A 26,002-nucleotide genomic window follows, 5' to 3' on the forward strand; every position below is an offset into this window, starting at 1 on the left:
ATTCCGCTGCAGGGGCTTTTTACATTGCCGTATCGGCGCCGTCTTAGTTGAACTTGTAATTCACGTTCAGCGTAAAGGCACGGCCGCGTGGATCTGCTACGCGTGGATCCCAGCCTGCGCCGACCACATCATCCACATTGTGGGCAGTGAACGGAGGATCTGTGTTGAACAGGTTCTGGATGCCGGCGGTAATGGTCGTGTTTTTAAACCCGGTATAGGTCGCCGACAGGCCATACGTGATGTACGCATCGACGTAAGGATTGAAACCCGGAGGGATCACACCCTTAGGCAGCTGGTCCTTGTAGCCGGATGCATACAGCTGCGTGCCCATCACGCTCCATGAACCGCGTGTCCATGTGATGGAAGCATTGTGCTTCCAGCGCAGGTACAGGTCGCTGGTGCCGAAGTTGCCGACCAGTTCCTGATAAGGCTGGTCTTCAAATTCATGGTACTTGAAGCTGTTGGTGTAGGTGCCGTCAATCGCGAAACTCCATTTGCCGCTAGGCAGGGATTCCGTATCGTAGTGCAGGCTGACGTCTGCGCCGCGGGTCTGGCTGCCTGCCGCATTGATCCAGCCGGCCTGGATGTAATCGATGGTGCCGTCCGGATTGCGCACGATGTTGTTCAGCAGCGACTGGTAGTTCGCCAGTACCTGGGTCACGGTACGGTTCAGGATGCGGTTTTTGGAACGGATTTCCCAGATATCCAGCGAGCCTGTCAGGCCTTTCATCGGTGATACGACAAAACCGATACTGCCTTGTTTCGATGTTTCCGGTTTCAGTGCGGAGTTGCCGCCTGTACGGTAATCCATCTTGATGGAGCAGTAGTTAGGATCACCAGGATGCAGCGGGCACTGCACCGGATCATCCGCCCCGTTAGGCAGTTCCTGCGTCAACTGGCCGGAATACAGCTGCTGGAAGCTTGGCGCCAGAAAGCCGCTATTGACCGAGCCGCGGAACACAATTGCTTCCAGCGGCTGGTAGCGGAAGGCCAGTTTAGGATTGGTCGTGCCGCCGATCACGCTGTACTGGTCATGGCGCACCGCTGCCTGCAGTTCCAGGCTCTTGGTGATAGGAATGATCGTTTCAGCATATACCGCCTTGATGTCGCGGCTCACGCTAGGCAATGCAGCGTTACCCGGCGCCAGCAGGATCGTGGTGGCGTCGATGCCTTGCGAGAATTCATACGACTCGCGGCGCAGGTCGAAACCGGCTGCAATGCTCAGCGGGCCGGCCGGCAGCTGGAACAGTTCGCCGGAGATATTGCCGTCGGCCTGTGTCAGCTTGGTAGTGCCGCCTTGCAGGTCCACATACGCCTTGGTCGAATTCAGCAGCGCCATTGCTTCCGGCGTCTGCTTCTGGCCTGGCGCAAGCCACGGGTTGATGATGCCGGTTGCCAGTGCTGCATACAGCTTATCCGTGTAGGAATAGCCATCTACCAGCTGGGTATCGGCCTTGGAACGGGCCGCGGATACGCCGAGCTTGTAATCCCACTTGCCCAAAACGACGCCTTCCATGCCCAACAGCAAACGGGCATTGTCGGAAGTCGTTTCCTGCGTGCGGTTGCCGAGGTCATTGGCGCGCCACTTGTAGGCAATAGGTTTGGTGTTGTCGAACGTAGGGATATACGCCGACAGATCCTGGTAGTAAGGGCCGCCGACAGGATAGACGTTCTTGCTGGCGATGCTGGTGGAAATTTGCAGCGGCGTGAACTCTGCCCTGGATTTGGCGCGCGATGCTGTCAGTTCGGCAAAGGCCTTGGTGTCGGCATTGATTTGTATCGTGCCGCGCGACACCAGGTTGGCATGTTCCACCGGCTGCTGCATCACATAATCTGCGCCGTAATCGTAAGCGCAGGAGTAGGTGGAGCGCAGGATGGAGGTTGAGTTCTGCCACAGCGGCGCATCGTACTGGGACATGCCGGGAATGGTGCCGCATTTGCCGGTCAGGCTCAGCAGGCTGGCCTGCAGGTAGGAGTTGGGATCGCCCGGCAGCTTGAAGCCTGTGCCCAGCGCGGTGCCGGCACCAGACAGCTGATTGGCGTAAGGCGTGCCGGTGGTGTCCGGGGACAGGCCGCGTGCAGGCTGGTAGCCGCGCGCGAAATCGCGCTGGCTGGAGCGCAGGATGTCTGCCTTGTCCAGTGTCAGGCTGGCCATGACGTTGTAGCCGTCCTTGTCCAGCGTGCCCTTGCCGGCCAGCAGAGACGCGCGGCGGGTTGCGCCGCCGCCTTCTTGCGTGATATTGGTGTCGGCGGCAATTTCAACGCCGGTGTAGTTGGTCTTCAGGATGAAGTTGATGACGCCGCCAATCGCATCGGTACCGTAGATCGCGGAAGCACCGTCTTTCAGGATCTCAATGCGCTCGACTGCTGCCATCGGGATGGCGTTCAAGTCCACTGATTTGCCGCTGGTGCCGTGCGCGGAAACGCGGCGGCCGTTCAGCAGCACCAGCGTGCTGGAAGGGCCCAGGCCGCGCAAGTTGGCGAATGAGGCACCGCCCACCAGGCGGTCGGCGTCCGCGCCGAAGACGTTGTTGCCGGACGTCATGTTATTGGTGCCGGTGCCGTTGGCTGAAATAATCCTCATCAGCTGTTCGGCACTGGTAATGCCCTGGCGTTCGATATCGCTCTTGGTGATTACCTGCACCGGCAAGGCGCCTTCCTTGGCGATACGTTTAATGCTACTACCTGTGATTTCAACTTTTTGCGGTTCCCCCTGCTGATCCGCCTGTTCCTGAGCAAAGACGGTACTGGACACGCCTATCAGGGCAATACATTGGGCAATTTTCTTTAGTTTCACGGTTGACTCTCCATTTATTTACTACTTAAGCCTTGGTGGCGCTTGCTTGCCTGTCCCGGTAATGGTGCACACGGGGCGGGTGTTGCTTCTGCCTTTTTTTATGAATGATGAACTGCACGTATTTTGAAACTGCATGTTTGCTGCAAATGGTTTACACCGAAATGCAGACTAGGGTGTGGGATCGGCATGTGACAAATGAAAAAAAAGTTCCAATCGATAACTAAAAGATATAGGGTTCTGCGCCACCCCGCGCCATGCGGTGGTTTAGCTGCGAAAGAGGGCGGGAACGGGATTTTTCGCGAGATGCCAGGGGAATAAAAACATGGTCGTGCGTGCTGAAAAACCACACTTTGCAGCGTGGTTTTTACGGGCAGCCGGGGAGGGATTTTCTAGTGGAATTCGTGCGGCACGCGTGGGCTCTCATTGCCCAGCCTGTCTACCGCCGATATCTGGATTTCTTGCAGTGCACCATAAACGGGATCATTCGCCGTGCTGATGAGCGTATTGGAGGCCGGCTGCACCGAAAACTGCCACAGCTTGCCATAGCGTTTCCAGACTGCCAGCAGCGATGTCCCGGCGGCCGCTTTGGCTGTCATGACAGGCGTTTTGGCATTGGCAGCCGCGCTGCTGTCCACCGTCAATGCCGGGGCGGCAGGTGGCGTGTTACCCAGCCATGGTGTGGCCGGCACCAGCGCCACATTCTGGTAGGGGCCTTGCTGCAGCAGGTCGCGAATATTCTTCTTGTCCTTCATTAGCACCGTCATGCTGAAATGCAGGTTGCCGCCGCTGCCGGGCCTGTCGCGCGTGGCGGCGATCTGGTTCAGGATTTCCTGCGGCTGCCAGGATTGTTCGGTGTCGGTGATGCGGCCGGTATACAGCCCGGCCCACAAGTGCCGGCCCTGCGTGTTTTGTGCTATCCAGTAATCAAGCAATGTCTTATACGCCTGCGGCGCCTGGTCTATGGGCCAGTACAGTTGCGGCGCGAGGTAATCCAGCCAGCCGTTTTGCAGCCACAACTCCACGTCCGCATACAGCTTGTCATACTGGCTGAAGCCGGTGATGCCGGGCGGCAGGCGGTCTGGGCGGCCGATGCCGAAAGGGCTGACGCCGAACTTGACCCAGCTTTTCTCCTTATGGACTTCGGCATGGATCTGCGCTATCAGGCGGTCCACGTTTTGCCGGCGCCAGTCCGCGCGCGCCAGCTTGCCGCCGTCTTTCAGGTAGCGCTGCCATGAGACCTCGTCGGGGAAGTCCTGCTCGCTGCCTTTGGCGTCATTGACCGGATAGGGATAGAAATAATCGTCGATATGGATGCCGTCCACATCGTATCGGCGCACCACGTCGGTAATTACTGCCAGCGTTTGCTTTGCCGCCAGCGGTTCGCCGGGGTCCATCCACAGCATGTCGCCATACTGCTTCACGATTGCCGGACGCTGTTTGCTGACATGGCTGGCGGCGGCCGGCGATTTGCTGTTGGCCACCGTCCTGGCGCGGTAAGGGTTGAACCACGCATGCAGTTCCAGCCCGCGCAGGTGGGCTTCGTCTATCCACATTTTCAGCGGATCGTAATATGGTCGTGGCGGCTTGCCCTGTTCGCCGGTCAGGTATTCGGACCAGGGTTCCAGCGTGGACGGGTAGAGCGCATCGGCGGCTGGGCGTACCTGCAGCACGATGGCGTTCAGGCGCATTGATTTGGCGGTATCCAGTATCGCGATGATTTCCGCCTGCTGTTGCGCTACGCTCAGGTCCTTGCGGCTAGGCCAGTCTATGTTGCCGACGCTGGCAACCCAGGCGGCGCGGAATTCGCGCGGCGCAGGCGGCGGCGTATGCAGGTCGGTAACGGGGAAGCCCGGCGTTGGGGCGGTGCCCTGGGCATTGGTGCTGACAACTGGCGCCGGTACGGCGGGTTTGTTGCCGGCGCAGCCGCTGAACAGGGCCAGCATCACGGCCAGCAGGCTCAGCAGCAGGGAAAGGGGAAGTGGATGTGAGGTTCGATGTTTCAATAAATGCTCATTCATACTTTGACAAACCAGCGCCTTCGCCACATCAGCCAGGCAATGCAGAACATGGCCAGGTTGAACAGCAATGCAAAGATCAGCGATGCATTGACCGGGGCGACGGGCAGGTTTTTAATCGGCGCGTACAGGATGGCTTGCAAGGATAACAGCGTAGCGTCAGGCTGCGCAATTTTTATCAGGCCCAGCATCCTGGCGATCAGGCCGGACAAGGCAAACAGGAACAGCGCGTTCATGCCGTAAATAATGAAAGGCATGCAGATGCGCCGCGCCAGCTGTTGCATGCGTAGCGAATTATTGCCGTCAAGAAAATAATAGAAGCCAGAAAACAGCAGCAATGCCCAGCCTGTCATGAAGATGCAATACGACGTCGTCCACAGGCTTTTGATGATGGGCATCAGCAGCATATCGAGCTGCAAGCCTGATACCAGGCAGATCAGCCCGGCCAGCGCCATCCATGCCGTTTTTTGCTTTTTGCCCGCGCTGCCGGCGAGCAGGTGGCCGGTCAATACCCCGAACAGCAGGTTGCATAGCGCGGGCAGCGTGCTCAGCAGGCCTTCCGGATCCCAGGTCTTGACCCTGCGCCACAGATGGCCGTTGAGCAGCAGCCGGTCTATGTAGGCGCCCGCGTCGCGCCCCGGCTCCAGCGCGCCTGCGCTCCATACGCCATTCAGGTCAGGCACCGGCACTTTCAGCATCATCGCTGAATATACGGCCAGCAACGCAACTATCCAGACGCATTGCTGCTTCCAGCTGAAGTACAGCACGATGGGTGCGGCCAGCAGCGTGCACAGCGCAATCCGCTGCAGCACGCCGGGGATGCGGACGATGGAAAAATCGAAATGCGGGATCATGTTCAGCGACAGGCCGATCAGGAAAATAATCGCCGCGCGCCTGGCGAGCTGCCGCAGCAATGCCGGCTTGCTCGCTCCGGCTGCCGCGCGCTGGCTCAGTGACAGGTGCATGGATATGCCGCCGATGAACAGGAAAAAAGGGAAGATCCAGTCGGTAAATGTCCAGCCGGCCCACTCTGCATGGTCCAGCTGGGCATACAGGTGGCTCCAGTCGCCGGGATTATTCACCAGCAGCATGCTGGCGATGGTAAAACCGCGGAATGCATCCAGCGACACGAGCCGTTTGCCGGTTTCCGGGGGAACTGCCTTGCCCGCAATCGCTGTGCCGCCGCCTGATCCCGTCATGGGTTTTGCTCCGTGGATTTTTGTAGACGAAAAAACAGGGCGCGGTTGCGCCCTGCAAAGGCTCATCCATCGTGGGGGAGAGATGAGGGTACTGCTCCTTGGGAAATACCTTTAACACTGAAGGCATCGTAGGGCCGCCAAGGCGATTGTGTCGCCAGGGGCACCGCGTTGCTTTCATTCTTGCCATTGCGGATTACTTGCTTCAGATCTATCTTGGAGGATGCAGTTTTCTCACGACGCGCATCCCTAATCCAGAGCTGCATGGCGGAATTGCTGCCATGTTGCAAACATTAACGACGTCCATGCCGCTGGTTCAGGACAGCATGGGCGTCTATAACGCCAGTGAATCTTTTCACAAAAAACGGATACGGACGACTGACTTTTTGCAAGGGTGGTATGTGAAAAAGTTATGGGGCCGGGACGCAGGACTTGCAGCCGGCGGCAAAGTGGTCTTGCTGCTCGCGGCATTTGTTAAAAATATTGCCTTGTTGAATTTGTTTAATCGCAGCAACCTATTTTTTGATGCGTTCACTTAATATATCCGGGCTGCTCACCACCTGTCTAGTTTTACCCCAAGGGGATGTAGAGGACGGTGTTCGGGCTATACGGTTTATCCGGTTCTGCGGTTTTATGGTTCAACTAAATCAATAATTCAAAATTCATAAAAAAGAGGGAAGTTCATGCCGAATTTTATTAAAAACCTTAACATAGGGACGCGCCTTGCCATGGGCTTCGCGGTTGTCCTGTTGTGCGCGCTTGTTGCCATCTTTATCGGCATCACACGCCTGAATGCCGTGGCGGCGGAAACGCAGGATCTGCTGGATGACCCGCTGACCACGGAGCGCCTGATCTCCGACTGGTACCGCATCGTCTTCACCGGCATCCGCCGCACGATGGCCATTGTCAAAAATAGCGATTCCACACTGGCGACTTTCTTTGCGGACGAAGTGGCAAACTCCACCAAGCTATCGGGCGAGCTGCAAAAGAAAATCGAGCCGCATATCTCTACCGACAAGGAAAAGCAATTATGGGCCGAGCTGGCGGAACTGCGCAAAGGCTACCTGAGCGCGCGCGATACCGCCATCGCACTGAAGAAGGATGGCAAGTCGGATGAGGCGAACCAGATGGTGGACCAGAAATTCGTTCCGGCCGCCAAGGCCTATGGCGAAAGGATACAAGACCTGCTGAACAACCAGCGCGGCGCCATCGACGATAAAGCCGCCGAGATTCAGAGCATCTATAAAACCAGCCGCAACCTGATGGTGGCACTGGCAGCGCTGATGACGCTGTTCGTACTGGTGTGTGCCTGGATATTGACCAAATCGATCACGCAGCCCCTGGCAAGGGCCGTGCAGGTCGCCAAGCAGGTCGCCGCCGGCGACCTGACGGCAGAGATCAGCAATGAAACCAAGGATGAAACAGGCCAGTTGCTGAATGCCTTGCAGGACATGAACAGCAACCTGTCGCACCTGGTGTCTAATGTGCGCTCTTCAACCGAAACCATCACCGTCGCATCGCAGGAAATTGCTGCCGGCAATGCCGACCTCTCCTCACGCACTGAGTCGCAGGCCAGCTCGCTGGAAGAAACCGCTTCGTCGATGGAAGAGCTGACCAGCACCGTGCGGCAGAATGCCGACAATGCGCGCCAGGCCAACCAACTGGTCGTATCCGCCAGCGAAGTGGCAATCAAGGGTGGCAAGGTCGTGGGGCAGGTGGTCAACACCATGAGCACCATCAAGGACAGCTCGCGCAAGATCGTGGACATTATCGGCGTGATCGACGGCATCGCTTTTCAGACCAATATCCTGGCTTTGAATGCCGCAGTGGAAGCGGCGCGGGCCGGTGAGCAGGGCCGCGGCTTTGCCGTCGTGGCTTCAGAGGTGCGCAACCTGGCGCAGCGCAGCGCCAGCGCGGCGAAGGAAATCAAGACGCTGATCGGCGAATCCGTTGATCAGGTAGACCAGGGCAGCAAACTGGTGGATGAAGCCGGCAAGACCATGGAAGAAATCATGAACAGCGTGCAGCACGTGGCCGACATCATGAGCGAGATCAGCGCGGCCAGCCAGGAGCAGAGCGCGGGCATCGAGCAGGTGAATTTGGCAGTGACGCAGATGGACCAGATGACGCAGCAGAACGCGGCGCTGGTGGAACAGGCCGCCGCAGCGGCGGAAAGCATGGAAGAGCAGGCCGGCATGCTGTCGCAAACGGTCAGCGTCTTCAAGCTGAGCGGTGTCAATGCTTTTGCCGCCAGGCCGGCGCAGCCGGTAGCGGTTGCGGCAAGGCGAGCGAATACCTTGCGGGTTTCCTGAGCGGTAAAGGAACAGTAGCAGAAGAAATGCCCGGATGCGTCAATGCATCCGGGCATTTTTTTATCCATATGAGTAAATGAGATAGCGGTGGCATACCGTGCTGCGTAGCCTGGATGGAGCGTAGCGCAATCCAGGATGCATATCTGCAAGTCTGTGGAGCGCTTCCGGATTGCGCTGCGCTCTATCCAGGCTACCTCCCCGGGGCTTTTCAAGCACCGGTAAGCTCGTTACGCTTTTAAAAAACTAATCACCCGTTCTATAACGGCCTGGTCTTTCAAAATCCGGCGATGTCCAAGCCCCTGTACCGCCTCCAGCGTTGCCTGTGGCCATGCCTGCTGCAGCGCCACTGCTTCGGCATATGGCACTTCCGCATCTTCACTATCATGCAGCAGCAGCGCCGGGTGGCGCAGGCCGTGTTGCAGGCTTGAGGTATCCATTGCCGTTGCCGGCTGCCCGAGATAAGTTTCAAAACGGTCGCGGAACTCCTGCCGCAATTCTGCCGGCAGCATGCCGTTTTCCAGCATGCCTAACATGCGTACCAGTGAAGAAGGCCCGCTGATATGCACGCTCCTGTCTACCTGTACGCCATGGGCAAACGCATAGAGCGTGGCAGGCGAGCCGGCAGAATGGCCTATCGTCGCGAGCAGCGGCCCGAAGTGCGCGGCAGCACTCACCGTTGCACGGCCGAAGCTGACGACATCGGCCTGTTTGCCGAAGGATTCTCCATGCGCCGGCATATCGAATGCACATACCTGAAAGCCTGCTGCGAGCAACGCTGGGATGAATGCGCCCCAGTGGCTGGCGCGGCTTTCCCAGCCGTGCGCCAGCAGCACGCGTCCAGCGGCAGACTGGTCATCCCCCCACTTCCACGCAAATAAATGCCCGCCTTCGTGCGCAATGCTGCTGCGCTGGCCCTGATCCAGCAACTGCTGTTCGGCGTCGCTCAATGCTTTTTGCTTAGGATGCGTGAAGCCGTGAAATAGCGCCTCTACCTGCGGATGACCCATGCCAGTATTCCTTTCGAGTCAGATAGCTTCAAGAATCGTGGCAATGCCCTGGCCGCCGCCTATGCACTGGGTCGCCAGCGCGTACTTGGCTTTCTCGCGTACCAGCAACGCAGCTGCCTTGCCGGTGATGCGGGCGCCGGTTGCTCCTAGCGGATGGCCGATTGCCAGGCCGCCGCCGTCGAGGTTGACAGTGGCAGGGTCCAGGCCCAGTTCGCGGATGCAGGCCAGTGCCTGCGAAGAAAAGGCTTCATTGATTTCCACCACGCCCAGGTCAGCCACTGTGAGCCCCGCGCGCGCCAGCGCCTTGCGGGTGGCAGGGATGGGGCCTATGCCCATGACTGCCGGGTCAACGCCGACGGTTGCCCAGGATTTGATGCGTGCCAGGCGGTGCAGATTGTGGCGTAGCGCGAATTCATCGGTTGTCACCAGCACGGCCACGGCGCCGTCGGTCAGCGGCGACGAAGTGCCTGCAGTCACCACGCCGTTGTCGCGAAAAACCGGGCGCAGCGCGGCCAAGGCTTCTGCCGACGTGGTCGGGCGTATGCAGCCATCGGCGGAGATCAGTTCCCCGTCGGCAGTGCGGATAGGGACGATTTCATCTTTCAGCCGGCCTTGCTCGCGCGCCTCGGCCGCCTTGCGGTGCGACTGCACAGCCAGCGCTTCCTGGTCGGCGCGGCTGACTTTCCAGCGTTCCGCGACGTTTTCAGCGGTTTCGCCCATGGAGATATAGGCGTCGCTATTTTCATAGAGTTCGGGGCTGGGTGAAAAATTCAGTCCACCTTGCGGCACCATGGTCATCGATTCCACGCCCACACACAGGTAGGCTTCGCCGATGCCGGCCTCTATCTGCGCCGCGGCAATATGGATGGCCTGCATTGACGAGCCGCAGAAGCGGTTCACCGTCATGCCGCCGACTTCAAATGGCAAGCCGGCCAGCAGGCCGACGATGCGCGCCAGGTTATTGCCCTGCGACGCTTCAGGATAGGCGCAGCCGAGAATCACGTCTTCCAGCAAGGCGGGGTCAAGGCCGGTGCGTTCCAGCAGGCCTTTAACGACCTGCGCTGCCATTGTGTCCGGGCGTACATTGGCCAGCGCGCCTTTCTTGGAAAAATGGAAGGGGGAGCGGGCGTAGGCGGAGATGACTGCTTTCATGATGTGATCCTTCTTTTAAAAAGCGCCGTATCGGCGGTGGGGCAATATGATGCCAAGGGGTATTCCGTCTGTTTCTATTTTTGTTACTGTGTTGCTACCTACCGGTAGGTAGGGTTTGCGGTCAAAAAATCGGCATGCAAGAAAAACTTGTTTCCTGGCATGCCGGTGTTTATTTGTCGTACAGCGAATTCTTCAGTTGCGCCAGCGTATCGTCGAAATCGGCGACATCCTCCGTCATGCGTGCAGCAATCAGGCCGCCCTGGCATACGGCAAAAATATAGGCCGCGAGTTTGGCGGGCGGTTGCTTGCCGGCAGGCTTCAGTTCTTCCAGCAGGCCTGTCAGCCAGCGTACCTGTGTACTGCGCAGGTCGCGCACCGCATCCCGCAAGCCATCATTGATACAGTCCCAGCCCGGCGCCAGCGCGCCGGCAGGGCACATGCCTTCGCCTGCATGCAGCGCATTGCGGTACATCAGGAAATAGGCTTTCAGCTTTTTTTCAGGCGCGTAATGCATGCCGCCTGTCCATTCGCTGAACTTGCGCGTGGCTTCGCGTATCACTTCTTCACCCAATGCCTCCTTGGTCGGGAAGTGATGGTAGAGACTGGCTTTGCGTATGCCTATCTCATCTGCGATATCCTGGAAGCTGAAGCCCAGGTAGGAACGCTTTTCTATCATGCGCTGCGCCGCATTCATGATCTGCTCGCGAGTGCCGCCGGTCAGTGAGGGGATGCTGGTGATCATATTTTTCGTCGGATAAACTAAATACCTACCTTAAGGTAGGTAGCTTTATCTTAACATCAATCCGCTCATGATTTCAATGCGCATCTGCGGAGGGTGCTTTGGGCGGCGCAATTTTGCGCATCAGCGGCACGGAAATGGTCACTATGGCAAAACAGACCGCAATGATGACGAAGATATCCGAAAAGGTCTGGGTTTGCGCTTCACGGAAGGTCAGCGACCATAACTGCCTTAATGCACCTGCCTGGGAGTCCGCCGCATCCAGCCCCCATGATGACAGGCTGCTGCTAATGCCTTGCAAGACCTGGCCCATGTTTTCGTTAGTGGAATTCAGGTGTTCGGCCATGCGCTGGAAGTGCAGGTTGGTCCTGTCGTTGAGCAGTGTGGCACAGGCCGCAATACCCATGGCGCCGCCCAGGTTGCGCATCAGGTTGAACAGGCCCGACGCCAGCTTCAGTTTTTGCGGCGCGAGTCCGCCCAGCGTCAGCGTTACGATGGGGGCGACGGCAAACTGCTGGCCAAGTCCGCGCAAGGCTTGCGGCAGCAAGAGCTGCTGTGCGCCCCAGTCATGCGTGATAGGGGAGAAATTCCACATCGACAGGGTAAAGCAGGCAAAGCCGAACATCGTCAGCCAGCGCAGGTCTACGCGGTTGGCAAAGAATGCATAGATAGGGATGGACAACACCTGGAAGATGCCGGTGGAGAATACTGCCAGCCCGATTTCCAGCGCGCTGAAGCCGCGCACCCGGCCCAGGAACAGCGGCGTCAGGTAGATGGTGGCAAAGATGCCGACGCCGCTCATGAACGAGAACGCACAGCCGAGCGCAAAGTTCCTGTCCTTCAACGCGCGCAGATCCACCACAGGCTGCTCATGCGTCAGGCTGCGCCAGATAAAACCCACCGCGGCAAGGCCCGACAGCCATGCTGTCAGCAAAATGGTATCGTCGCCGAACCAGTCAAAGCGCGGGCCTTCTTCCAGCGTATATTCGAGACAGCCGAGGAACACCGCCATCATCGCCATGCCCAGGTAGTCTGCGCCGCGCAGCAGCGAGAAATTCGGTTTGTCGATGCGCACCAGCATGGGCACGGCAACGGTGATGAACAGGCCTGGCAGCAGGTTGATGAAAAACAGCCAGTGCCATGAGTAATTGTCGGTAATCCAGCCGCCCACGGTAGGCCCCAGCGTAGGGGCGAGCGAACTGAGCGCGCCTATCGTGGCCGCGGCGATCACTCTTTGCTTGCCCTGGAAAAAAGCAAATGCGGTAGTAAACACCAGCGGGATCATCGAACCGCCCAAAAAGCCCTGCATCGCACGGAAGGCGATCATGCTTTGAATGTTCCATGCGGTGCCGCACAGCAGGCTGGCCAGCGTGAAACCGGCAGCGGACAGACTGAACAGCCAGCGGGTGGACACTATCCGCGACATCCATCCCGATAACGGGATCACAATAATTTCCGCGATCAGATAACTGGTCTGTACCCACACGGTTTCGTCGACGCCGGCGGACAGGCCGCCGCCTATATCTCTCAACGACGCGGAGACGATCTGGATATCCAGCAGCGCGATAAACATACCCACGCACATGGTCGCGAACGCAAAAATCTTGGCATGTGTGGACAGCTCGCCTATCGAAAATGCGGGAGGCGGCGCAGCGGGAGCTGGAGTGGCGAGGGGGGCTGCCGGCTGGCCGGCAGAAACAGGAAGGCTCGCCGTGCTCATAGCCCGGCCTGCTGCAGTGCTGCGGTATTGCGGGCGTTGTGGTCGGCGCCGGTGCCGATGTCGGCTGCCCGGTTGTCCGCCTTATTGCGGACATCCACCTCGGCTACGACCGACAGGCCAGGGCGCAGCATGCCCAGCCTGGAGTCTTCCGCATCCAGCACGATGCGCACCGGCACCCGCTGCACGATCTTGGTAAAGTTGCCGGTCGCGTTTTCCGGCGGCAGCACGCTGAACTGGGCGCCGGTTGCAGGCGCCAGGCTGGCGACGGTGCCGTGCAGGATCTTGCCCGGCAACACATCCGCCTCTATCGTTGCGCGTTGCCCCGGCCGCATGCGCGCCAGCTGGCCCTCCTTGAAGTTGGCATCCACCCACAGGCCGGAAGCCGGTACGATAGACAACAGTTGCGAGCCCGGTGTCGCATAGGCGCCGTCACGCGCGCGGCGGTTGCCGATGACACCGTCTATCGGCGCGCGCAATTCGGTATAGGCCAGGTTCAGCTTGGCGATATCGCGTTCTGCAACGGCCTGCGCCAGTGCCGCCTCTGCCTGCATTTTCTGCGCACCGATCACATCCACCTGCCTTTGCGCCGCCACCAGGCCGGCCTGTGAACGCTGGCCGTTGGCGACCGCCTGCTTATAGTCGGCGTCGGCTTTTTGCGAGCTTTGCACGGATACGGCAGCCCTGGAAGACAGGTTCTGGTATCGGGTCTGGTCGTCGCGCGCTCGCACCGTATCGGCGTCACTGGCGCTGACACCGGCCTTTGCCTGCTGGATCACGGCATTTTGCAGGTTGCGGGTCGCATCCAGGTTGGCCAGCAGAGCCTGCTGCGCGGCGACCGCGCCTTCTGCTTTTGCCAGCGCTGCCTGGTAATCGCGGTCATCTATCTTCACCAGCAAATCGCCGGCGTGCACCAGCTGGTTGTCGGTCACTGCCACCTGCGTGATGTAGCCGGCGACCTTGGGGCCTATTACGGTCACGTTGCCGCCTACATAAGCGTCATCGGTATTTTGAAGGAAACGGCTTTCAGTCCACCAGTGGTAGCCGAAGCCGCCGAGTGCGGCTGCTGCCACGATGATTGCAATGGTGACGGCAAGGCGTTTTTTGCCCGGCGGTGCTTTGGCGGTCGGAAGGGAAATGAGGGTTGCGTCGGTTGGCGCAGTAGTGGTTGTCATGATCGGTCCTGTTAACTTTAGCTATTTATCTATTCAATGATTAGGCTTGCGGCGCATCGCCGCCTTCTGGCGGGAAATCCGGTTTTTTGTCCGGCGCCGCGCGTTTTTCTGCGGCAAAGGCAATGCGCTTGCGTATCGCTTCGCTGGCGGCGGGGCCGGCAGCCATGATGTAGTCACGGGCGTTGATTTTTTTTCCGCTGGCTTCATCGACCAGTACCGGAGAGACGCGTTCGCCCGTGCTGGCATCGGTCAGCATGACTGCGATACCTTCCGGCGCAAAATGCTTATTGCCCCAGGTCATGAACGCCGTCATCACCGGCTTGAAATCGCGTCCTATATCGGTCAGCACATATTCAAAGCGGGGAGGGCGCTCTGAATACTGGCGGCGCTCCATCAACCCGCTTTCGACCAGGCCATTGAGGCGGCGCGTCAACATATTGGGGGCGATGTCCAGACTCTTCTGGAACTCATCAAAGCGCGTCATTCCATAAAAAGCATCGCGCAGAATCAGGATGTTCCACCATTCGCCCACCCGTTCGAGGCTACGGGCTACCGGGCACCGCGATCCTTCAAAACTTTTTCTTTGCATGACTGTTTTCTCCACTTGCTATCAACATGAAAGTAACTTTATACTAGTCACTATTGTGATGCAAGTTACTTTTAAGTTTTTCCCGATATTTTTCAAGGAGTGGTCAAAATGGCTATCAAATCAGAGCTGGAGCAAAAACCGGTATTTTCTTCCGGTGCAAAAGCAGTGCTGCTGGCCGTCATGGCCATGAGCCTGTCGGCATGTGCAGTGGTCGGCCCCAATTATGAAACGCCGCAGATAGAAGCCGGCAAGTCTTACCAGGGCGCCGGAGCCGCAAATGACCGGCAGGCAGTGCTGCCCGCGCCTGCGCTGGAAACCTGGTGGACAGGCTTTAATGACACGGACTTGAATCGCATCATCCAGCGTGTGCTGGACCAGAACCTGGACCTGGCCGCCGCCATGGCCAGGGTAGACCAGGCCCGTGCAGCCGCGCGCGAAGCCGGCGCCCAGCAGATGCCGTCAGGTTCCATCAATGCGCAGGCAGCCAGACAGCACCAGTCGCTGGGCAGCCCGCTTGGCAAAATCGCCAGCGCCTTCCCCGGCTATGAAAGGAACGAGACATTGACTGACGTAGGCGCCGGCGCCAGCTGGGAGCTGGACTTGTTCGGCGGACTGAAGCGCGGTACCGAAGCCGCCAAGGCAGAGGCGCAGGCGGCCGAAGCCGGCAGCATGGGCGTGCGCATCTCGGTCGCCGCGGAAGCCGCGGATGCCTACTTCCGTGTGCGCGGCGCACAGCAGCGGCTGGCACTGGCGCAAGACCAGGTCAAGACCAACCGCGGCCTGCTGGACCTGGTGCGCCTGCGGCTGGATAACGGCATGGCCAGCAGCCGTGAAGTCGCGCAGGCAGAAGCGCTGGTGTCGCAGGCAAAAGTCACGATCCCGCCCTTGCTCACAGAACTGGCAATACAGCTGAACCGGCTGGATGTATTGATGGGCGCGCAGCCCGGTACCTATACTGCAGAGCTGGCACAGCCGCTGCCGCAGGGAGCTGGCTCAGCAGGCAGTTCGGTACCTGCGATCGCGCTGGCCCAAGGCCCGGCGGACCTGCTGCGTCGCCGTCCCGATGTCATCGCGGCGGAACGCCGGCTGGCGGCGTCCAGCGCCCGCATCGGCGTTGCCACTGCCGAGTATTACCCTAAGTTTTCCTTGTCGGCACTGATAGGATTTGAAACCCTGAGCGGCGGCACCTTGCTGTCCGCGGCAAGCTTCCAGCCGCAAGCGGCAGCCGGCCTGCGCTGGCGCCTGTTCGATTTCGGCAGGGTGGATGCCGAAGTCGCGCAAGCCAAGGGCGCCAATGCAGAGGCGCTGATCAATTACCGCAAGTCCATGCTGCGCGCTACCGAGGACGTGGAAAACGCCGTTGTAGAATTGACGCAGCTGGAAGCGCAGGCCAAGGAGCTGAACGAAGAAGTCGCAGCCCACACCCGTGCCAGGGACGCCTCCGAAGATGCCTACAAGGGCGGGGCCATCAGCCTGTTTGAAGTGCTGCAGGAAGAACGGCAATTGCTGACCGCCCGCGACGAACTCGCCCGCGTGCATGCAGACAATGCACGCGCAGCTGTCGCCACTTTCCGTGCGCTGGGCGGGGGCTGGGGTGGAAGTTAAGCTTTAGGGCAGCGCGTTGCGCCGGAACAGGCGGAACGCATCCCTGTCCATGTTTCCCCGAAAAGGTGTACCTGAGTGTAAGTTTTTGCAACTGTCGGCGACAAAAGCTTGCATAGTGGAAATAATATCGACTGCAGCGCCTCAGTGGCGCAGGTCTTCAGGTGTGACATCAACAAGGAAAATCATGGACAAGCGACAGTTCTTGCAGTTCGCCGCCGGCAGCCTGTGCCTGGGCGCCTATCCCTCGCTGCAGGCACAGCAGGCGGCAGCGCCGCCGGCATTGGATCCGCAGGAACTCAGCCTCAGCGGCGTGGACGCCGGCGGCAAGAAATTCGCGCTGTCCGATTTCCCCGGCCACACCGTGCTGGTCAGCTTCTTCACGGCCGGCTGCAACCTTTGCAACCACGACCTGAAGCTGATGCGCGAATTCTATGTGCGCAACGTCAAACGCAAATTCATCCTGCTCGCTGTCAGCCTGGACGACACCAGGGGCGATTTTGAAGCCTACAACAAGATAATCGCCCTCAGCATACCGAAAGAGCAGCGCTTCCCTATCCTGTGGCGGAGCGCACCCGGTTACAAGGACAATTTCGGCCCCATCGCCCGCCAGCCCACGCATTTCGTGCTGGACAAGCAAAGGCATGTGCTGCTGAAGCGGGAAGGTTCGTTTCAGCCGAACGATTGGGATATGCTGTGGGAGTGGCTGGAGGCTTGAAACATCCCGGCCACCTGGTTCTGCATGTTAACGATCTGGACTGCGCGACACTTCCGCCGTCAGGCGATCAAGATTCTGTTCATTGGCAGGAACACAGATGTGTTCAAGACGGCTCGCCACTTCCGGGCTTTCGAATGCCTGCGACCAGGACACCACTGTTCCTTTAGTTGATGAGGCCAGGCGTATGGTCAGGCGAAATACCGGTTCCGACACGTGCTGGACAACAACTTTTGTCGGAGCCTCTATTTCTGCAAACATGTTTTCGTTCGGATAGTTTTTGCCATCCGGCCCATGCATGGTGAAAGACCACTGTCCGCCATTTGTAAACTCGAAGACCTTGAAGGTGTTGGTAAAGCCGGCCGGCCCCCACCACAGCGCCAGGCGCTGCGGATCTTTGATCGCGGCAAAGACTTTTTCTACGGTAGCCGGAATTTCACGGGACGTATTGAATGTGGTCATAAAAATTCCTCGTTTCGCTGGTTGGCAAGTTGTGAAGTCTTGGTCTTCCTGGAGCTAAGCTGCACAAATGAAAACTTCAGCAGGAATACTAGAGATTTTTTGCTTAACCGGCAATATGCTCGGAGCAAGCAAAATGGAAATGTTCCGGCTGGGCTACTCTGCGCTGGCATTCCATCGATGCAGCATTCCATCAATAACGATCTCTGCCATCGTCTCCATATCCGACCACACCATGGTCCGCGTCATGCGCGGAAAGGCGACGATGCCGTGTACGGCGGCCATCAGCGTATCGGTTGCCAGGCGCGGTGGAATAGGCGGGTGGGGCAGGGTGCTGAAATAGGCATCTACGGCATCGTAATACACCTTCAGCGCGCGCATGACGGTAGGTGACTGGCCGAAGGGGCTGGGGTCTGCGGCAGGGTCGGCGGCTTTTTTTGCAGGCAGTGCAAACACCAGGTCGAAATCATCCAGGTGCTTAAGCCAGTACTGGGCGGTGGCCAGGAAGAGTTTCCTTACCCTTTGCTCGGGATCTTTGGTGCGGGCGGCGATACGTTCAAAGCGGCTGGTCGCCAACTCCATTTCATGCGCGCGCACCGCGGTGTACAGCGCGCGGTAATCGTCAAAATAATTGTAGACGGTGGCCGGTGAATAGCCGGCGACGGCGGCGATGCGCCTCAGCGACACCTTGGATGGGTCTTCCGTCGCCAGCAACTGGCGGCCTGCGTTCACAATCGCTTCACGCACCTTTTCCTTGTCTTCGGTGGCGCGAGCGCGGCTGCGGTCGGGGCGGTTTGTCCGTTTTTCCATTGGCGGGCGACAAATGCTTAGGTCAAAAAATTATTATACGTCAGGCAAGCCTGGCGCCTGGCACTTCTGTTGGGCGGCCCATGCTTTCGGCCTTTGGTAAAACCTGCTTGATTAAGTGAACGCGTTCAGCTATATTAATTCAGGCAGGCGGCTTATTCAAAAAAATACCTGGGGCCACCGACGCAAGCACATTCGCCATGGAGACAAAATGACCGATACCCTCACGCTGGCAGCGCCCCCGGCAGGCCAGGCACAGCTGGATTACGCGACCAGCGGGCTGGACGATCTGCAGCTGGCACACCTGCGCCATATAGAAAACCTGGCAGGCCAGGCAGATGGCGACTGGTCTCACATGGGCAATGCCGATCCCGGCCAGGAGTGGCTGGACTCTTACCGCTACCAGTTGGCAATGGCCGCCTATACGCTGGGCCTGGCACATCTGCACCGGCTGCCAGCGGCGCCCTGCGTCTTCAAGCCGGTGTATGAGTCGCTGATGCGCAAGATGCTGCGGCGCGACGTATGGGGTTACTGGAAAGACACCAGCCAGTCCGGCAAATTCATTAACCCGGATCTGACGGAATTGCGCAGTCCGTGGATAGATCCGGTGGTGAAGGAAAACATCATGTACAGCGGCCATTTGCATGCGATGGCCGGCCTGTATGCAGTGCTGTTCAATGACGACCGCTATGCGCAGCCGGGCGCGCTGAGCTTTACCCATGCGCCTATTTTCTGGGGCATGGGTCCGCAAAAATTTGAATACGACTTCCAGAAGCTGAACGACGTGATCTACTGGCAGATGGTGGAAAGCGGCTGGCTCGGCGTGCCTTGCGAACCGAATTGCGTGTTCCTGATCTGCAACCAGTACCCGATGCTGGGTTTCCGCTTCCACGATCTGAGGCATGGCAGCGCGATTGCGGAAGAAGCCACCGCCGCCTATAAAGATGCGTGGGCCCGGAAGGGCATGCTGGGCAAGGACGGCCATTTTTATTACTTCTGGCGTGTGCAGCAGGATAATTTTTTCTCGGTAGGGCGGGCCAGCTCCGACGCCTGGCTGGGTGCGGCGATGCATGCGTGGAATCCGGAATATGTGCGCGCGCAGTATCCGCGGCAATCGGCGGAATGGTTCAAGCGCAGCGAAGACGGCAGCGTGTCGCTGCATGCGCCTACCGTGGCCCAGGCCGCGCGCGTTGCAGCGGCGGAGGGCGGAACCCCGGCGCTGTTGCAGGATACTGCCTACCGCTGGACGGCGCCCGAATTCGGTTATGCAGCAATGTGGGCTTCGGAACTGGGCGACCAGGAGGTGCTGCAGGGTTTGCTGGCCCATGCAGACCGGTACATGCAGCCGGCAATGGAAAAGGGCGGCCTGTATTACCCGCGCCAGGATGCTTCCTGGGATGGCGACGGCAATATGATCTACATGGACCCGCTGACCGGCAATACCCTGCTCGCGTATGCGAGGCTGAACGTACCGGGCGGATTGATGCAACTGTACCGGACGCCATTCGATGCCAGCCATTTTATGCGCCCGGCGTTGACGGACATGCAGCCGCGCGTCGATGTCAGACGCGCGGTGTATAGCGAGGAACAAGGCCTGCTGCTGACGGTGGGTAGCCGCAGCCCTGGCCCGACACGAACGCGCCTGACCATCGGCAATGTTCCTGCAGCGCGGGCATGGAGCCTGTGGCGGGATGGCGTATTAGCCGTCACCAGCCGGGCTGCTGCTGTTGCCGCTGCTGGCGGCGATATGGTGGTTGAGCAGCGGGGCGACCAGTTGATGATTGAATGTACGCTGCCGGATGCCAGCGAGCTGCGTATACAATGGGAGTAAGAGAATGAGCACAATGACAGAAATGCCGGCAGAAAAATCCTGCTGCTGCAAATCACCTGGCATGGCGGCGCCAGCCAAGACAGCGGCCCGGCATGTCGCCATCGGCGGCGCATTCAGCCTGACAGACCATCATGAAAATCCTGTTACGCTGGACAGCTACCGGGGAAAGCTGGTACTGGTCTTTTTCGGTTTTACCCATTGCAAGCAAGTATGCCCGCGCGCCTTGTCCAAGATCAGCGAAGCGCTAGAACTGCTGCGCGATGAGGCAAGCCTCCTGCATGCCTTGTATATCAGCGTGGATCCGCAACGCGACACGCCGCCGGTGATGAAGGAATTTTTACGCCAGTACCCAAGGCTTACCGGCCTGACCGGCAGCACGAAGCAAATTGAATCCGTCAAACAGAAGTTCAAGGTGTTTGCGCAACGGGCGGAAGACGCGGATGCAGAGGATGGCTATGTGGTGCCGCATACCGCATTGACGTATCTGCTGGGGCCGGATGGCGCCTACCTCAGCCATTTCAGCGATGCGATGACGGCGCATGAGCTGGCGACCAGGCTGCATGTGCATGTCTCGCATCTGCAATATGCATGATTGTCCTGAGGCCCGGTCATGAGCTGCTGCCTGGCGGGGCTGGCTTTACTCGGCGGGCATCGCCTGGGTAAGCGTTTATCCCATGGCCTGCTGGCGGTTTTTGTCGCCGCTGAAGCGGCAGCCGGCACGGTGGCGGTTTATAACCACCGCGAACATATCGCCGAAGCAGGCCGATCTGCCTGGCGGCAGATCGGCGCCACAATGGGCACTACAGGAAGCGGCAACTCTGCGTCGTTTGAACGCATAGTCTGCCGCAGTAAATAAGCGGGCAGGAAGGCATCAACCGGCGGCGCCAGGTTGGCTCGCTTTCGATGCGGCCACAAACTCCTGCCACAGGCTGTCCAGCGGCGCACCGCAATATGTCTCGAACAGACCGGCCGAATAAGCGCTGCGGCTCAGCGCCAGGTTCAGCTCGCGTACGATATTCTTGTCTTTCTTTTCTTCCAGCCAGTACAGGAAGGTGGATGCCACTGTATAGGCCTTCAGATAACCCTGTTCCTCCAGGCTGGCGCCGGCATTTTCCAGTGCATAGAAATACGGTTCGGTTTTTGAATAGCCGGTCATCTTCCCGCTGGCGTCCAGCTTCAGGCTTGACTGGATGTCTTTTTCAAAATACTTGTGCCGCACATAGTCGGTAATGCCTTCCACCAGCCAGCCGGCATTCTCGGTTGACGGGTAGCTCTGGTTGATATGCGTCAGTTCATGGATCATCATCGCGCGGAAATCGTCCGGCATGGTCCGGATGTAGGTGGACGACACATGGATGGAACTGCCGCTGGCATAGGCGGCTGCGCCTTCGACTCCCAGGTCGGGCTCGAAAACGATCTGTACCGTTTTGAACGGCAGCCGGTGTCCCGCGCCGAACAGCGCCGTATTGATGCGCGGGTACCACTCTTCGACCAGGGCCTGGCTTTTTTTGGCAAAGTCCGCCGCGTCCGGCGCCTTGGAAATATCCACGGTGGTATGGTGTGCAGAATGGGGAGCTGCTCGCGCGCCGCCCGGCATGCCCAGAGTCAAAAAAAGGCATAGGGTACAGATGGCCGTCGTTCCAGCCCGGCAGGGTGTGTTTGTCATATCTGATCTGGTTTGATCTAAGTTGGTCTGGGTTGGTTTGATCTGACTATCATCGAATAAAAATGAGAATTATATCTTTGCCACGAATGCGGAGCCGTGCATCGTGACAAAAAAACGGGGCACATGCCGCAGCATGCGCCCCGCTTAGGTAGCACTACTTCGTTTAGAAGCTGGTGGACATCCCTACATACAGAGTGCGGCGGGGGCCGAACTGCGGTGCGCCCACGCCGACGCCGGAGCCGTCGCGCAACAGGTAGGATTTATCGAACAGGTTGATCATCGAGACGCGGCCTTCAACGTCGCCGACTGCGGTCTTCTTCCAGTTATGCGTGAATGCCGCATTGACGGTAGTGTACGCAGCCAGCGAAGCAGAATTCGGCGCGCCGCCATCCGGCGTCTTGCGCAAGCCGCTGCCGTATAGGAAATCGGTGCTGACCTGTGAATCGCCAAAATGGTAATGCACGCCGCCAGAGACCGAATAAGTCTGGTCGTGATCGACATAGATGTAGTGGTTGGCGATGTAGGCCAGCTCATCCGGATCAAACAGCGACTGGCCGGAAGTGATATTGGTGGCCTGTGCTTTTTGCAGCGTCACGTTCAGGAAGCCGCCCCAGTTGCGGTCGTTGTACACAGCGGACAGTTCCAGCCCTTTGGCAAAGCCTTTTGCATAGTTGAACGGCGACAGGATCAGCGCCTGGCCGAACTGGCCTTCATCCAGCATATTGGCGATGCGCTTGTAGTAGGCGTCCGCCGTCAGCGTCAGATTGTCGCTGACCTTCTGGCTGATACCCACGTCAAAGTAGTGCGTACGTTCTGATTTGACGTTGTCCGATGTGCCGATGGCCGGCGCATTGGTGGTGTTCGCATACAGGTTGATGCTTTCCTGCGAAGCCAGTTCTTGCGGCGGCGGCGTAAAGTAGCGTGAATAGCCGGCATGCAGCGCGGTGGAATCGCTCAGCTTATAGGCCAGGTTCAGGCGCGGGCTCCATTGCCGCTCCTGCACGAAGGCGGATACGCGGTCAAAACGCACGCCGTAGTTCAATGTCAGCGGTGCGGTGATATGCCATTCGTCCTGCGCATACAGGCTGTAGATATTGCCGGTCTTGCTGGAATTGTCGACAACCTTGAAAGGGTCGGTGGACGATTGCGTGCCGTCGTCGCCGGTCGGGAACACGCCTACCGTGTTGTCGCTATGCGTGGTCTGGCGCGTATACGCAAAACCGGCACGCAGCGTGTGGGCGGGGTTCAGCTTGTAGCTGGCATCGCCCTGCACGCCGCTGGCAGAGTTGGAGCGCAGCGTATCGGAAGCGACGCCGTTGTAGGCCAGGTCGCCCAATGCGTCCGGTGTGAAATGCAGTTCGGAATATTGATGGAAGGCGGACAACTGGTAGCTCGCATCGCCCATGGTTTTCTGGAAGGACAGCACCAGGAAGCGGTTAACCTCGCGCTGGTTTTCATTCAGGTTCGCGGAGGGCAAGGTGCTGGTGCCGGCATCCGCATCGCTGATGCCTGTCAGTGAAAAGCCTGGCGCCTGCCCGGGATTATTGGGGATCTGGAACTTGCCGTTGTAGGTGCCGAACATCAGGCCCAGGCGGGTATTGTCATCCACGAAATAGGACAGGTTGCCGAAGGTCTTGCTCTGTTCCGTCTTGTCATGGATGGCGCTGCGCGCCGACGTCGGGTTTTCTATGCCCAGCGAGTTGGACAGGTAGCTGCCCGACACGTAGTAATTAAAAGCGCCCTGCGTGCCGAAGAATTCTGCGCTGGGGTTGTAATAGTTATTGCTGCCGGCCAGGATGCCGATGCGGCCGCCAGGCGTCGTGTGGCCTTCCTTGGTCTGGATGTCCACAATGCCCGCGGTGCGCAGGCCGTACTGGGCGGGCAGGGCGCCGGTGACGAAATCGGTTTCATCGATCTGGCGTGTGTCGATGGACTGGCCGAAGCCGGTGATGCTTTCCGGCAGCTGCACGCCGTTGATGCGGTACTGCACATTGGCATGGTCGTCGCGCACGTGGATGCCGCCGGAGGCCTTGGAGTCTTGCGCCACGCCCGGCAGGCGCAACAGCACCTCATTGAAAGGCGTGCTGTCGCCCTGGCCCAGCGTATCGACCATGTGCCTGTCGATGGAGTAGACGGTGGTGCCGACTTTGGGAGACAGGTCGATGCGGGCGCTTTTCAAATGCGCTGCGGTCACCTCCACGGTGGAAACCGCATCCACTATCAGGGACACCTTGGCGCCCGCGGCGGCGACATCGATTTCCTTGCGGCTGGCGGTATTGCCCTTGATTTCCACCATATAGTGGCCGTCGGCGACATCGGCAAAGACGGCCTGGCCTTTGGCGTCGGTTTGCGTGCTTGCCAGTTCCGCGCCGGAGGCGGACAACAGGCTGACCTGGGTATTCGGCACTGCCTGGCCCTGGCTGTTGCGCACATCGCTTTGCAGTGTGGCGGAATAGGCGGAGGAAGCGACAAATAGGCCGGCCAGTATCAATGGCAGCTTACGTAACTGGAAAGTGTGTTGCTGGAGCGTGCGTTGCGGACCTTGCATAATGAACCTTTAAAACTTGGAATTGAATCAACAGCGTGGCCCGCGACGGACGCGGGACAGCGCTTTCTTGTTGTAATGTGCTGGAAACCGGGATCATCCGGCTTGCATGTGCCAGCTGAAACTCTTCTGCCTGCAGTCAGCCGAACGTATAAAACGGAAGGGCTGACAAGCGGAAGATGATCAGGCTGAGAGCACGCGCTGGCGCTAGAACGGCTACTGCCGGAAAGGCAGGGAGCTGCTATCTTGCATGCGCTACGTCTGTTGCAAGCGGATCAGGAGAGTGCGGGAGGGCCGCAGCTAGGCGGGAACAGCAGGGGGCAGGTATAGGCGACGCTGATCAGGTGCAGCGGCGGCAGGCGGTAAGCCAGGAAGACGACGGTCTGCGCCAGTTTCAGAACAGGCGTATCGCCGCTCAGTTTATGGGCAACGGCGGTACATAGCGAGCAGCCCTGGTCTTCCAGCGAGCTTGCGTGATGATGCGTTGCTGCGGTGGAGACCAGCAGCACGAAGCTGACGGCGGTAAGCAATGCTACCCACGCGCGCCAGCCGCGGCCGGCGTGCACGCGCAAAAGCCGCCACATCTGTGGCGAGTTTTGCAGCATTGGCGCGGTGGCGGAAAGGGCGTTAAACATGGTTGGCGTTGGAACCGGATTCTATGCTGAGCAGATATTCATCTGCATATCTGTACTTGGCGTGATCATAACAAAGAATTGTGCACCAAGTACATCACTACGTATGCAGACCCATCGCTTTTATGAAGCATGAAACCCTGGTTGCAAAAAATGTCTTGTGTAAATGCACGTAAAGGCAATGGACAGTTTTGCACGGTTTAGGTTCAATCTTTTGACAGGGTTTGTTGAGATATCTGTCAGGCCGCAGCGTGCGAGTGCCGCTCCGTATATGCTGTCATGAAAAGAAAATCCATGCTGGCTGGCCAGCTTGCAAAAGACAGTAACCAGATTGTCAATATTCTCTGGTATCTTGATAAAATGGCTGGCAAACCGGCGAAGGCAGTGGTGATTCTAAGGTGTGAGTTTCAAGCGTTACCGGCGCAGTTACCAACGCTTACAGACAGTGCTTGCAATAATCATTACATTGTCGTCAGGCATTTAATTTGGCTTTGAATATATCGATTACATCGTATGCCGGCAGTGTGTAGCAGGCTGCCGGCCTTTGAGCACTTTGGGTACATTAGGGAGTTCTTATGCGTATCATCCTACCTTTGTTATTACTGTCTGCATACTGCTCGACAGCCTCGGCGGCTTTAGGCGGCGCGCCCACCGATTTCGGCGCCAGCGACAGCGGTCGCCAGTTGCGCATGCTGTCCGCCAATAATGCCCGCGCCAATTACAGCGTCAGCGAAAGCACGCTGTCCTCCGGCACCGTGGTGCGGGAATATGTGGCCAGCAACGGCAGCGTTTTTGCGGTCAGCTGGAACGGCCCGCTCATTCCCGATCTGCAGACGCTGCTCGGCAAGCATGCCGAGACCCTGAACACTGCCGCCGCCAGCAAGCCCAGGGCCGGCAATTCCCAGTTGTCGGTTTCACGGCCGGAAGTGATCATCCATTCCGGCGGCCACATGCGCGCGTATCAGGGGCGGGCCTGGGTGCCGGCCGATCTTCCCAGCGGCGTTACCGCTGATGATATCCAATAACAATACCAGGGACGAATATCC

At 58.7% G+C, this 26,002-nt stretch carries 23 protein-coding genes; 9 read left to right on the forward strand and 14 right to left on the reverse strand.

Features of this window, described 5'->3' with window-relative positions; all coding sequences use genetic code 11:
- Positions 1 to 43: 43 nt before the first annotated feature.
- From ACO0LO_RS05385 to ACO0LO_RS05395, 3 genes are all read right to left on the reverse strand, one after another.
- Complete coding sequence (locus ACO0LO_RS05385; RefSeq protein ID WP_422963175.1) at positions 44 to 2,797, reverse strand: TonB-dependent receptor; 2,754 nt, start codon at positions 2,795 to 2,797, stop codon at positions 44 to 46.
- Positions 2,798 to 3,186: 389 nt separating this feature from the next.
- Positions 3,187 to 4,800, reverse strand: coding sequence for a glycoside hydrolase family 10 protein (locus ACO0LO_RS05390; RefSeq protein WP_422963176.1), 1,614 nt, complete (start codon positions 4,798 to 4,800; stop codon positions 3,187 to 3,189).
- An 11-nt stretch (positions 4,801 to 4,811) separates the two neighbouring features.
- Positions 4,812 to 6,011 carry an acyltransferase family protein gene (locus ACO0LO_RS05395; RefSeq protein WP_422963177.1) on the reverse strand — a complete coding sequence of 400 codons (1,200 nt, stop codon included), beginning with the start codon at positions 6,009 to 6,011 and terminating at the stop codon, positions 4,812 to 4,814.
- A gap of 98 nt (positions 6,012 to 6,109) precedes the next feature.
- Here ACO0LO_RS05395 and ACO0LO_RS05400 point away from each other — a divergent pair, with 98 nt between their 5' ends.
- On the forward strand, positions 6,110 to 6,547 hold the full coding sequence (locus tag ACO0LO_RS05400) for a hypothetical protein (RefSeq protein ID WP_422963178.1): 438 nt from the start codon (positions 6,110 to 6,112) through the stop codon (positions 6,545 to 6,547).
- A gap of 144 nt (positions 6,548 to 6,691) precedes the next feature.
- Positions 6,692 to 8,320 (forward strand): methyl-accepting chemotaxis protein, encoded by a 1,629-nt coding sequence (locus ACO0LO_RS05405; RefSeq protein WP_422963179.1) that lies wholly within the window; start codon positions 6,692 to 6,694, stop codon positions 8,318 to 8,320.
- A 227-nt stretch (positions 8,321 to 8,547) separates the two neighbouring features.
- On the opposite strand, the gene ACO0LO_RS05410 is transcribed toward ACO0LO_RS05405, so the two are convergent.
- The 6 genes from ACO0LO_RS05410 to ACO0LO_RS05435 form a co-directional block, all read right to left on the reverse strand.
- Positions 8,548 to 9,327 carry an alpha/beta hydrolase gene (locus tag ACO0LO_RS05410; RefSeq protein ID WP_422963180.1) on the reverse strand — a complete coding sequence of 260 codons (780 nt, stop codon included), beginning with the start codon at positions 9,325 to 9,327 and terminating at the stop codon, positions 8,548 to 8,550.
- Between the two features lie 18 nt (positions 9,328 to 9,345).
- Positions 9,346 to 10,479, reverse strand: coding sequence for a thiolase family protein (locus tag ACO0LO_RS05415; protein ID WP_422963181.1), 1,134 nt, complete (start codon positions 10,477 to 10,479; stop codon positions 9,346 to 9,348).
- 169 nt (positions 10,480 to 10,648) lie between these two features.
- Positions 10,649 to 11,221, reverse strand: a complete 573-nt coding sequence (locus ACO0LO_RS05420) for a TetR/AcrR family transcriptional regulator (protein WP_422963182.1) — start codon at positions 11,219 to 11,221, stop codon at positions 10,649 to 10,651.
- A 73-nt stretch (positions 11,222 to 11,294) separates the two neighbouring features.
- Positions 11,295 to 12,938, reverse strand: a complete 1,644-nt coding sequence (locus ACO0LO_RS05425; protein WP_422963183.1) for a DHA2 family efflux MFS transporter permease subunit — start codon at positions 12,936 to 12,938, stop codon at positions 11,295 to 11,297.
- Positions 12,935 to 14,110, reverse strand: coding sequence for an HlyD family secretion protein (locus tag ACO0LO_RS05430; RefSeq protein ID WP_422963184.1), 1,176 nt, complete (start codon positions 14,108 to 14,110; stop codon positions 12,935 to 12,937). Before ACO0LO_RS05430 ends, ACO0LO_RS05425 begins: the two co-directional genes overlap by 4 nt.
- A 40-nt stretch (positions 14,111 to 14,150) precedes the next feature.
- The gene (locus ACO0LO_RS05435; protein ID WP_422963185.1) at positions 14,151 to 14,699 is read right to left on the reverse strand and encodes a winged helix-turn-helix transcriptional regulator; all 549 of its coding nucleotides are present in this window, start codon (positions 14,697 to 14,699) and stop codon (positions 14,151 to 14,153) included.
- 108 nt (positions 14,700 to 14,807) lie between these two features.
- Between ACO0LO_RS05435 and ACO0LO_RS05440 the strand changes: the two genes are divergently transcribed.
- A complete protein-coding gene (locus ACO0LO_RS05440; protein ID WP_422963186.1) occupies positions 14,808 to 16,304 on the forward strand; it encodes an efflux transporter outer membrane subunit in 1,497 nt (498 codons plus the stop codon).
- Positions 16,305 to 16,488: 184 nt separating this feature from the next.
- Positions 16,489 to 17,019 carry a peroxiredoxin family protein gene (locus ACO0LO_RS05445; protein ID WP_422963187.1) on the forward strand — a complete coding sequence of 177 codons (531 nt, stop codon included), beginning with the start codon at positions 16,489 to 16,491 and terminating at the stop codon, positions 17,017 to 17,019.
- A 27-nt stretch (positions 17,020 to 17,046) separates the two neighbouring features.
- On the opposite strand, the gene ACO0LO_RS05450 is transcribed toward ACO0LO_RS05445, so the two are convergent.
- Positions 17,047 to 17,478 carry an SRPBCC domain-containing protein gene (locus ACO0LO_RS05450; protein ID WP_422963188.1) on the reverse strand — a complete coding sequence of 144 codons (432 nt, stop codon included), beginning with the start codon at positions 17,476 to 17,478 and terminating at the stop codon, positions 17,047 to 17,049.
- Positions 17,479 to 17,631: 153 nt separating this feature from the next.
- Entirely contained in the window at positions 17,632 to 18,285 is a 654-nt protein-coding gene (locus ACO0LO_RS05455; protein ID WP_422963189.1) for a TetR/AcrR family transcriptional regulator, read from the reverse strand.
- A gap of 208 nt (positions 18,286 to 18,493) precedes the next feature.
- Between ACO0LO_RS05455 and ACO0LO_RS05460 the strand changes: the two genes are divergently transcribed.
- From ACO0LO_RS05460 to ACO0LO_RS05470, 3 genes are read left to right on the forward strand one after another with little or no spacing between them, the layout of a single operon-like run.
- Positions 18,494 to 20,113, forward strand: coding sequence for a hypothetical protein (locus tag ACO0LO_RS05460; RefSeq protein ID WP_422963190.1), 1,620 nt, complete (start codon positions 18,494 to 18,496; stop codon positions 20,111 to 20,113).
- Between the two features lie 4 nt (positions 20,114 to 20,117).
- A complete protein-coding gene (locus ACO0LO_RS05465) occupies positions 20,118 to 20,705 on the forward strand; it encodes an SCO family protein (protein ID WP_422963191.1) in 588 nt (195 codons plus the stop codon).
- Positions 20,706 to 20,723: 18 nt separating this feature from the next.
- Positions 20,724 to 20,969 (forward strand): hypothetical protein, encoded by a 246-nt coding sequence (locus ACO0LO_RS05470; protein ID WP_422963192.1) that lies wholly within the window; start codon positions 20,724 to 20,726, stop codon positions 20,967 to 20,969.
- A 15-nt stretch (positions 20,970 to 20,984) separates the two neighbouring features.
- On the opposite strand, the gene ACO0LO_RS05475 is transcribed toward ACO0LO_RS05470, so the two are convergent.
- The 3 genes from ACO0LO_RS05475 to ACO0LO_RS05485 form a co-directional block, all read right to left on the reverse strand.
- A complete protein-coding gene (locus ACO0LO_RS05475; protein WP_422963193.1) occupies positions 20,985 to 21,779 on the reverse strand; it encodes a basic secretory protein-like protein in 795 nt (264 codons plus the stop codon).
- A gap of 163 nt (positions 21,780 to 21,942) precedes the next feature.
- Positions 21,943 to 24,327: a TonB-dependent receptor gene (locus tag ACO0LO_RS05480; protein WP_422963194.1), complete on the reverse strand. Its 2,385-nt coding sequence runs from the start codon at positions 24,325 to 24,327 to the stop codon at positions 21,943 to 21,945.
- A gap of 272 nt (positions 24,328 to 24,599) precedes the next feature.
- Positions 24,600 to 24,959 (reverse strand): hypothetical protein, encoded by a 360-nt coding sequence (locus tag ACO0LO_RS05485; protein ID WP_422963195.1) that lies wholly within the window; start codon positions 24,957 to 24,959, stop codon positions 24,600 to 24,602.
- Positions 24,960 to 25,235: 276 nt separating this feature from the next.
- Between ACO0LO_RS05485 and ACO0LO_RS05490 the strand changes: the two genes are divergently transcribed.
- Positions 25,236 to 25,451: a hypothetical protein gene (locus tag ACO0LO_RS05490; protein WP_422963196.1), complete on the forward strand. Its 216-nt coding sequence runs from the start codon at positions 25,236 to 25,238 to the stop codon at positions 25,449 to 25,451.
- An 80-nt stretch (positions 25,452 to 25,531) separates the two neighbouring features.
- A complete protein-coding gene (locus ACO0LO_RS05495) occupies positions 25,532 to 25,981 on the forward strand; it encodes a DUF2844 domain-containing protein (protein WP_422963197.1) in 450 nt (149 codons plus the stop codon).
- Positions 25,982 to 26,002 lie beyond the last annotated feature (21 nt).

It is taken from the genome of Undibacterium sp. TJN25 (genome assembly GCF_049339885.1).
In the GTDB taxonomy this organism is placed as follows: Bacteria; Pseudomonadota; Gammaproteobacteria; order Burkholderiales; family Burkholderiaceae_D; genus Undibacterium.